This is a genomic window from Fusibacter sp. A1 (assembly GCF_004125825.1).
GTDB lineage: Bacteria > Bacillota > Clostridia > Peptostreptococcales > Acidaminobacteraceae > QQWI01.
In genome coordinates this window covers 1-9143 of record NZ_QQWI01000024.1, presented here as the reverse complement: position 1 = coordinate 9143, position 9143 = coordinate 1, and the positions used below count along the sequence as shown (strand labels likewise).

Genomic DNA, 9143 nt, shown 5'->3' with positions numbered 1-9143 from the left:
ACCACTCTTCAAGGCTGTCGTCTTTCGTCAGTTCTTTTAACCGACAAATCAATTGATTCGCGATCATCAGTTGCTCATTTAACTCTTCCTTTTTCTTATAATGCCGCAATCCATGCTCTACAGCATTTTTCAAGTAAAACGCTAAAATAGAACTAGATTCCGTGCTATCTAGTTCTTCAATAAAGAGTTTATGGTCATGTTTCGTTTGGTCTAGTTTTTTATTTAGTAGTTTCGTGATTAGGTGTTCGTAGAGTTTTAGATTTGGCATGAGTTAATCCTCAATCATTCGCGCGACAGGTCCGTTACATTTCTTACATCTACCTACAAGCACAATGCCGAACTCATCGTCTTTTATTTCAAAATCAACAATGCTTGTTTCACCACATGCTTTACAATAGACATTACTAATAAGTCTTGCCTGAATATCAGCAGGTATCGCCTTCCATTTAGCCATAGCTTTTAGGTTAATAATTCTATCACTCATAAACTTTCTCCACTCTTTTTTCAATATCATAAAAGTTTATATTTAGAACCAACTTTAAATTCATCTATGATCGAAATGCATTCACGTTAAAAAAACAAATCATATTCTCTATATTAAATCACAAGTTGTTCTTGTTAGAGAACTTGCATAGTGCCAAAACCAAGTTATTCCACACTCCTAACATAACCACTAATGAATAATAAGTGCTTTATGCTGTAATCACCACCTGAATTGATTGCTGCTCAAAACTGTCTAGAAGCTCGTTAATCAGCTGCAAAGAGATCCCATTTATGATAAAATTGTTCTCAGTTCAAATTTTATGAATATGTTCAAATAGATCATGAATTTTTCTTGATTTACTTCCCATATCAATTGCCTCAATTGAAGTTACCGATTCACGTTGAACTTGTTTAAGCACTAGATTATTTGATAGTGGCTTTATTATGTAATGGGTTCTATTTGTACCAACAAGGTAACAAAGTACTTTTTCTTTATCTATTTGAAACTCAAATTTTTTTAGGAAATTAAGTAAACTTACCGATATTGCATAACCATAACTCAATATTGTTATTGAGTATATGATAAGACTTACTATTAAGAGATTCACAATGCCTAATATTTCTCCATTTTCACTGGTTCCGAGTATTTTGTATGAACCATAAAGATCCTTAACTATATTAGGTACAATAATTGCAATATGAAACAGTAACAAAGCAATAATAATATAATACACTTTTACATTTGGACGAAAAGTAGTATTCGAATCAAGTTTCATTAGAAGATAGCGTTGATATTGCATTAAGAAAATCCATATGGCAATTTGTATAATTATATAAAAATTAACGGTCCATCTATAAACTTGAGTACCAATGAATTTTTTTATTACCATAGAGACTGCGAAAATCATCAAAATCGCTAAAAATTGTTTAGCAGTTGAGTGTGAAATAGGTGCATCGTACTTAGTCCACACTCCTCTCATTGCAAAACCTAAGAGATAAACCGAAAAAGTTAGAAAGACACCTACAAAAATTGACACTTCAATATTTTCTGTTAGATAGTTTATCATTTTTTAATAAAGCCTCCATATCACAAATAAAGTTGCCAAATTGACACATATATTAAACAGAATAGTTATTATGAACCAATTTCTCACTTGTACTTATTGTTCAATACCCGATTTGTATTCAATGTAATTACTTCCATTTTGTTTTTCGCGCGGTTAGTTTGATGTTTTGCTCTTCTACGTACTCATGATAGTTCAGAATTCAAATTCTGTTATTTTTCTAGCGAATTCGATGATTTGCAGTATTTTATCTTGGATCAGCTCTTTAGGGCTCTTTAGAGATCTTTTTCAGTATGATTTTGATAAGCTCGGTACTGTCAGCCTCCTATGAATAACCAACACCCAAAGCTATCTGTCAGATAGCTTTAACTTAGTTTGACCTTTATAAGCCACCTGCTTCGATAATATATCAATCTCAGCTGATGTGCCTAAACTAATGGTAACACAATTTAATGCTCATTTGCTTAACTCACTGATTAACCAGTCGCTGAGATGTAGTAATAGAAATAATGGTGCCGCTCACCGAGTAGCTGTATATGACCTTAAGAAATCTGTCTAACTTAGTGTAGCCTATCCAAACTGTATAACGGTGCCGTAGAGAAATGAGTGACACTGACATACGGCATGTGGGTGAACGGCACGAGTTGTTCTATTAAGTTTCTGCCTCATATCATTTGTCATACTATCCTCCCTGACTATTTATATCTTTAGTGTATCAAACATGTATGCAGTAGGATATGTCAAGTTCATTTACAATTGTTTTTTACAAGGCTTCATTTCGCAGTTAATTTTACTTTATCAGCAATAATCCCCTTATGAGGCACTATGCTCTTACTCATCATGTGCTCAAATGCGGACTAGTGATGCTCAATTGCGAATGAGTGGTGCTATGAGTGCGAAATAATCATATCCACAAGAATCTTCATAAAACACACTCCTTTCCCGTATGTTTTATATGTATCAAATGTTAATGCCAATTACGCAAAACTCTTTCGGCGTGGCTTCCTAGATTTATCACTTATAAATATTGTAAGAACATCTTCGTTATGTTACGTTAGAGTCGGCCCAAATTCATACTATATGTTCCTAAAACAGTATAATCTATGGTGTCTTAACAACTGAGGAAATTTCCTCAACTAATAAGATTTGTGTTTGTTACTTTGATTTTGTCTGGGTTTTATGTGTCCCATAAAACGATAAGCTGAATCGTTCGGTTTTCATAATTACATAAGTCTTCATTCAAAATTCTAGAACTTAACTTGAAATGGAGAAAAAAATGAAAAAAGGATTAACAAGAAAGATCACAGCTCTAATTGCAATCTTTGCAGTGTTGGTTTCAGTAGTCACAGGTGGGGTTTCCCTACTCATAAGCAAAAATGCGATGACAGTAGAAGCTAACAAATCACTTTTAATGATCACAGAACTAGGAACAGAAAAAATTGATATCATCGTTAAAGATCGACTTTTAGTACTTCAAGAAATAGCAAATCGCGAACGAACAAAATCCATGGATTTTGTAGTACAAAAAAACTCCATTAAGGGCGAAATCGAACGACTGGGCTATCTCGATATGGCAATCGTCTCTTTAAAGGGTGAAGCCAAGTATATGAACGAAAACAAAACCGCAGACCTTTCTGAAAGAGACTACGTCAAAAAGGCATTAGCCGGTCAAGCGTCTGTATCCGACGTACTGATCAGTAAAGTCACAGGCGACGCGGTACTTATGTATGCCGTGCCAATCCAAAAGAACGGTAAAGTCGTAGGCGCGCTAATCGCAAGACGTGACGGTAACGCGCTGGCAGCAATCACAGACGATATGGGATACGGAGATGAGGGTTACGCATATATCATCAATGATTTAGGAGTAACCGTTGCCCATCCAGACCGAAACAGAGTAATGGAGCAATTTCAACCGATCGAAATAGCAAAATCCGATAAATCCATGGTGCCGGTTGCCGAAGTGTTTGAACACGTATTGAGCGATAAAACCGGTTATGGCAGCTATACTTTTGACGGAAAAGCCTTGCTTTATGCCTTCTCACCAATAGAGGGCACAAACTGGTATCTAGTGAATACCGCAACAGAAAAAGAAGTGTTTGCTGGAGTAACCACACTAATGTCCGCATTAATGATCCTGCTCATAGCAGTTGTGATTGTTTCACTCGTCGTTTCGATCGTACTGGCGCTGTCCATCGCAAAACCCATCGTGCAAATGACTAAACTAGTCGACAGACAGGCGGCACTTGATTTTAGACCCATAGAAGACAAGCTGGTCGCATTCTCACAAAAGCGAAAAGATGAAATCGGTGAAATGACACGTTCCCTAACCCTAATGGGTAGCAACATCAGAGAACTGCTTGTAAGCGTCTCCGGCACCGCAGAACAGGTTTCAGCAACCTCTGAGGAGCTTACAGCTACCTCTCAGCAATCAGCCAACGCTTCTGGTGAAGTTGCCCAGACCATCGGTGAAATCGCAAGAGGCGCCGGTGAACAGGCTGAAAATACAATGGAAGCCGCAACTGAACTAAATCAATTAAGCAGTGAAATTCAAAATAACATAGAGCAAGTCGACTTGCTTGTGCAAAACACACATGAAATCAGACAATTGCTTGTCACCGGTTTTGAAGTCATGGAGTCTCTGACAGAAAAGACCGAGCAAAACAGCAAAGCGTCAGAAGTCGTGTACCAAAGCATTTTGAGAACCAATGAAAGTTCTTCAAAAATTGCCGAGGCAAGTCAAATGATCACTTCCATCTCAGATCAGACCAACTTGTTAGCCCTTAACGCCTCAATCGAAGCGGCTAGAGCCGGTGAACATGGTAGAGGATTCGCAGTAGTCGCAGAAGAGATAAGAAAACTTGCAGAGCAATCGAGAAACACGACATCGACAATCGATGAGATGCTAAAAGAACTCAATCAGGATTCTCAGACTGCAGTCGAAAAAATGAAAGAGGCAGGCGAACATACAAAAGAACAAGCGCACAGCGTCGCCCTATCAAAATCTACCTTCAGCAGCATATCAGAAGCCATACAAAACACAGAAAAGATGGTTTCAATCGTTGGCGAGGGCAGCGAACGAATGGAAAATTCAAAAGCAATCGTACTTAACCGAGTAGAGGCACTTTCCGCCATCGCACAAGAAAACGCCGCATCCACCGAACAGGCATCCGCATCTGTTGAAGAACAAACCGCATCAGCAATCGAAATCGCAAGCGCGAGCGAAGATCTATCAGAAATGGCACAGCATCTTCAAAACATGATCACAAGGTTTAAAGTCTAAAAAAACGACGTCCATACCCAGGACGTCGTTTTCTGTATACGTAGATGCATGTAACTTGCCCTTTTGGGTATTGACTCAACACGACATTCCCTCTAAGCGCCATCAGCAAGATACTGTCACCCAAGAGAAGAACATTTACTTCCCCTCCACGTTTGTATTGGTCTTTCACAAGCTAAAGGAAGCCTTATCTTTGACGATGCAATCGCAGGTAAGCGGTCTGTAGCCATACTCTGGTAGACTCTTTAAGAATGCTCTAAAATAATCAACTTATCTTCAGAAATACAACTTTCATCCTACAACACTTTTGCCCTATTTTGATGATCAACTCCTTAGCGATCATCTTTCCAGTTGTTCTGTCATAATGATACCTGTTCACTTCATTTATGCGGAAAATTTCCGCATTTTATTTTATAAAAAAGGATACATCTTCTTTTACATGGTAAGATCTTGGCACTGGCGTATCACATCTGAGTTCGCCTCTTAAGTACTTTTCACAAGTCCAAAGACTTAACTGAAAGGCATTGTTAGTAGGATTGTAAAATTGATAGTCTAAATAGTTATGCATAATAGACGTACCAGTTCCAAATGGAATTTGTCGATTAAAATCAGGAAACATATCCACCCCATTGTGATGATGATGTTCCGTTATTTGTAGAGGTGTATGTAACACCATCCAGTTAATCAAATTAGTGCACTGACATAAACCGCCACCTATTTCCTCAGCAGTATTACCACTTTTGATCATAAGCCCCTTAAGATACCCCTTTTTAGATGAAAGAATTCGTATGCTACCTTCTGGAATTTCTATCACCTGGTCAACAGCAATGATTTTCTCAAGTATAAAAGTATCCCCATCAAAGTTATTTGTCTCTGTTAGTTTGCATAACATATAAAAACAAATATTGTTTCGATAAACAATTAATAGGCAAGCAATCGGCAGTTATTCAGTTATTAACCTTAATTGTTATAACCAAAATCATCATTTCTTGATAAAAGTACATTCATCCAGTAGTGTTCTCTATTGATAATAATTTTGTCTTCCGTTGTAGACTTATAAATCTCTAAAAGCGAGTACCTAAAATTATGTTTAATGTATTCCTGATCAAGCTCCTTTAGCTTTTTATTCCCACCATGAAGTGTTTGTACATAATCTTTCCATCTGCCAAGAATCATATGCTCACCATAAGCAGATCCAACATATCGTTTATTGTTACTAGTATCAGTTATTAGATAAACACCTTTCTGATTCTCTAGAGCAGCCTTCCAGTCCTTTTTATCAATAATATTTTTTAGCTCATACCAAGTAAGATTTATATTCTCATAACCTGGAAAGAAATCATCATTAAAGTATTCAGGTAAAATCTCGTAAACAGAACAATCTTGGATAACGCTAGCTGCGTTTCTGATCATGTTTTGTGACTTGTTTTTGTATTTTACAATCAATCTGCCATAGTAACCCTTGTACTGCTCTAAAGTTTCATATTCATAACCAACATCATTTAGTCGATCAAGATCCTTTGTAATTTCGCTAATATCAAACAGTAACCATTTATCATCGAAAATTCTTATAAGTCCAATCGCAAGTTGACCTACCTTAAATGATTTCGTTTTCGAAAAATTCCAAAACTGACCATCATAAAGCTTTTTATCCCCTGCTTTGAATAGCTCTATCGGATCAAAACCATCCGTTCTTTTATTAAATCTAATCTTTGTTCTATTAAGGTCTTCATCAGAAAGTTTTAAAATATCGTTAAGTTGGATCATTTTAGCTCCTTTCACACAGTACCATTAGCTATTAAGACTACCCCATATCCACAAACTTATTACTCTGCCTCAACACACCAATCGGCATCTTCTCCTTCAACCGATACTCAATACTAATCGGAGCACTACCACTATGTTTAACATAGTCGGCAAAACCTAGGCAAGTATAGGCTTCGGTCATGCCGTACTGATCTGACTTAGCCTCTCTTACAAATAGCATAACCCTAGACCCATTGGAACGCTGATTCACATACCGTTGACCGGTTGGGCTATCAATGCTTGTTCTGCTTTGCGATTGCCAGTGGAATAGATATTCATTAATAGCATAATCTTCGTAAAGCGTGGATTCTTTAAAGTGCTTTTCTGACTTATTGAGTGTGATAAAGAACACGTCTAAATGAAGCGACTTAATGAACTTTACACCCTCTCTAAATGGCATCAGTTTTTCAGTTGTGCTGTCACCAAGTGCCACTAGCACTTGATTGGTAGTATAGTTAGCATGTAGTTCTAGTGAGACATGTTCAGCAATAGTTAAGTTAACAGGAATGTGTTTTGCCATCTCAAGGTTATGCTTTAGCAGTTCAATCATTTCACTGTAAAGGTCTGAACTATACTGCTTCATATTCATAAACGCCGCGTGCAAAGTAGATGGAGGCTCACTGTTAAATAGTGAGTAATAAAGCATCAAGACTTTTCGCTTTTCAACTTCAGTCACATCCGCTTTCGGTGCTGCAAGGTAGGTAATCAAGAATTTAAGTAAGCCAATATCATCGATCTTACAAAGCCTTGAAAACACGAGTTTAAAGTTATTTGCTCGACTAAGTATTGACTCATTATCTACAACAAATCCATCTGTCGTAAGTTCAGTTAACGTCGCATATTTATAAAGTTCTTGAGCGTCTAGGCCATAGTGATTCAAAAAATTGCCTACTGTTAAATCCAGTCCAGAATCAGTTCTAAAAGCAAGTACCATTTGTTTTAGCTTTCTTGTATTCGTCATGCCCTCTTTAATGTTTCTTAATACGTATTCTTTGGCATACCGTTCAAGTTGAATAAAACAGTTTCTTGGAACCGACGAAAAGCCATGCTCAATCTCATCGTTAATAGAATGGTTCGTTCTACCGACTAGCTTTTGAAACTTCATGCGGTAGTCATACTCCTTATGCGCTTGACCAATAAAGTCTAATACCGTTAAAACTTCTTTGCCTTCAGCCAGTCTAAGTCCACGACCAAGCTGTTGAATAAACACTGTAGCAGATTCAGTTGGTCGTAAAAATAGCACAGTATTAACAAAGGGTAAATCCACCCCTTCATTATATAAATCTACAACAAAAACAAACTTGATCTCTCCTGATTTCAACCGCTTTTGAATCGTACTTCTTTGTTCTCTGCTAGAATTTGCATCCAGTGATTCACAAGGAATCCCTGCCTTATTAAATACATCCGCCATATGCTTGGCATGATTCTGATCAACACAGAACCCAATGCCCTTTACTGTGCTCATATCACTCACATATTTATCAACCGCATTCAGTATGGCTCTATTTCTTGCATGGTCTGCAATATACGTTACACTCAAATCACTAGTAACATATCGCCCACCCTGCCATTTCACATCGTTGATGCTCGTAGTATCCGTTACCCCAAAATAGTGAAAAGGACAAAGCAGATTCTGTTCAATCGCTTGAGCTAACCTAATTTCATAAGCGATTCGGTCATTAAAATCAGCAAGTATTGACTTACCATCCATACGTTCTGGCGTTGCCGTTAAGCCAAGTAAAATCATAGGTTTAAAATAATTGGTAATCCGCTGATAAGAATCCGCTGCACCATGGTGCGTTTCATCCAAAACAATATAATCAAAATGGTCCACATTCAGCCCTTTATAGTTCCCACTACTATTCAGTGTCTGAATCGAAGCAAAAACATGATCATTAATGCTTGGTGTAAATCCACCAACCCATAACTCACCAAAATTCGCATCTCGTAAAACACCCCTAAACGATGCTATGCTTTGTTCTAAAATTTCTTTTCTATGCGCTAAAAATAGTAAGCGTGCATTAGGATTCAACTTATAAAACTGCTTAAAATCAAAAGCAGCAACCATCGTTTTACCGGTACCTGTCGCAGCAACGACTAAGTTTTTATACGATCCATGCACCTCACGTTCAATTTGAAGCGCATCCAGTATTTCTTGTTGGTAGGTAAAGGCTTTTAAATCAAAGAACCTAGCTTCTGTTGTAGGAGTATATCCTTCACTGCTTAACGCCCTTGAAAGACGTTTTACATCTTCTACATCAGTTCCGTCAAACGTGACAAACTCGCTCATGTTCCAGTAGGTATCAAAGGTATACCTAAACTTTTGAATAATATCAAACGACGTGTATTCACTAACCTTCATGTTCCATTCAGTACCTTCACTCAACGCCGCCTTACTAAGGTTTGACGACCCGATGTAGGCCGTGCTAAAGCCAGTATCCCTTTCAAAGTAATACGCCTTAGCATGAAGCCTAGTGCGCTGAGTATCATACGAAATTCTAACTTCGGTATTA

General features: G+C 37.5%; 7 protein-coding genes. 1 reads left to right on the top strand and 6 read right to left on the bottom strand.

What is annotated here, in order from left to right:
* The 3 genes from DWB64_RS18880 to DWB64_RS18870 all read right to left on the bottom strand — a co-directional run.
* Positions 1-268, bottom strand: a 268-nt coding sequence (locus DWB64_RS18880; RefSeq protein ID WP_164980504.1) for a hypothetical protein, incomplete at its 3' end; no start/stop codon positions are given.
* A 3-nt stretch (positions 269-271) separates the two neighbouring features.
* On the bottom strand, positions 272-484 hold the full coding sequence (locus DWB64_RS18875) for a hypothetical protein (RefSeq protein WP_129489782.1): 213 nt from the start codon (positions 482-484) through the stop codon (positions 272-274).
* Positions 485-794: 310 nt separating this feature from the next.
* Positions 795-1550, bottom strand: a complete 756-nt coding sequence (locus DWB64_RS18870) for a hypothetical protein (RefSeq protein WP_129489781.1) — start codon at positions 1548-1550, stop codon at positions 795-797.
* A 1273-nt stretch (positions 1551-2823) separates the two neighbouring features.
* On the opposite strand from DWB64_RS18870, the gene DWB64_RS18865 reads away from it, so the two are divergent.
* Positions 2824-4827 (top strand): methyl-accepting chemotaxis protein, encoded by a 2004-nt coding sequence (locus DWB64_RS18865; RefSeq protein WP_164980503.1) that lies wholly within the window; start codon positions 2824-2826, stop codon positions 4825-4827.
* Positions 4828-5230: 403 nt separating this feature from the next.
* Here DWB64_RS18865 and DWB64_RS18855 read toward each other — a convergent pair whose 3' ends face one another.
* The 3 genes from DWB64_RS18855 to DWB64_RS18845 form a co-directional block, all read right to left on the bottom strand.
* Positions 5231-5716 (bottom strand): VanW family protein, encoded by a 486-nt coding sequence (locus tag DWB64_RS18855; RefSeq protein WP_129489779.1) that lies wholly within the window; start codon positions 5714-5716, stop codon positions 5231-5233.
* A 68-nt stretch (positions 5717-5784) separates the two neighbouring features.
* Positions 5785-6591, bottom strand: coding sequence for a GIY-YIG nuclease family protein (locus tag DWB64_RS18850; protein WP_129489778.1), 807 nt, complete (start codon positions 6589-6591; stop codon positions 5785-5787).
* 37 nt (positions 6592-6628) lie between these two features.
* Positions 6629-9143: DUF3427 domain-containing protein (locus DWB64_RS18845; RefSeq protein WP_129489777.1), on the bottom strand; the 2515-nt coding region annotated here is incomplete at its 5' end.

Coding starts and splice junctions, on each gene's coding strand:
- DWB64_RS18875 (WP_129489782.1), bottom strand. CDS start 484: ATGAGTGATAGAATTATTAACCTAAAAGCTATGGCTAAATGGAAGGCG.
- DWB64_RS18870 (WP_129489781.1), bottom strand. CDS start 1,550: ATGATAAACTATCTAACAGAAAATATTGAAGTGTCAATTTTTGTAGGT.
- DWB64_RS18865 (WP_164980503.1), top strand. CDS start 2,824: ATGAAAAAAGGATTAACAAGAAAGATCACAGCTCTAATTGCAATCTTT.
- DWB64_RS18855 (WP_129489779.1), bottom strand. CDS start 5,716: ATGTTATGCAAACTAACAGAGACAAATAACTTTGATGGGGATACTTTT.
- DWB64_RS18850 (WP_129489778.1), bottom strand. CDS start 6,591: ATGATCCAACTTAACGATATTTTAAAACTTTCTGATGAAGACCTTAAT.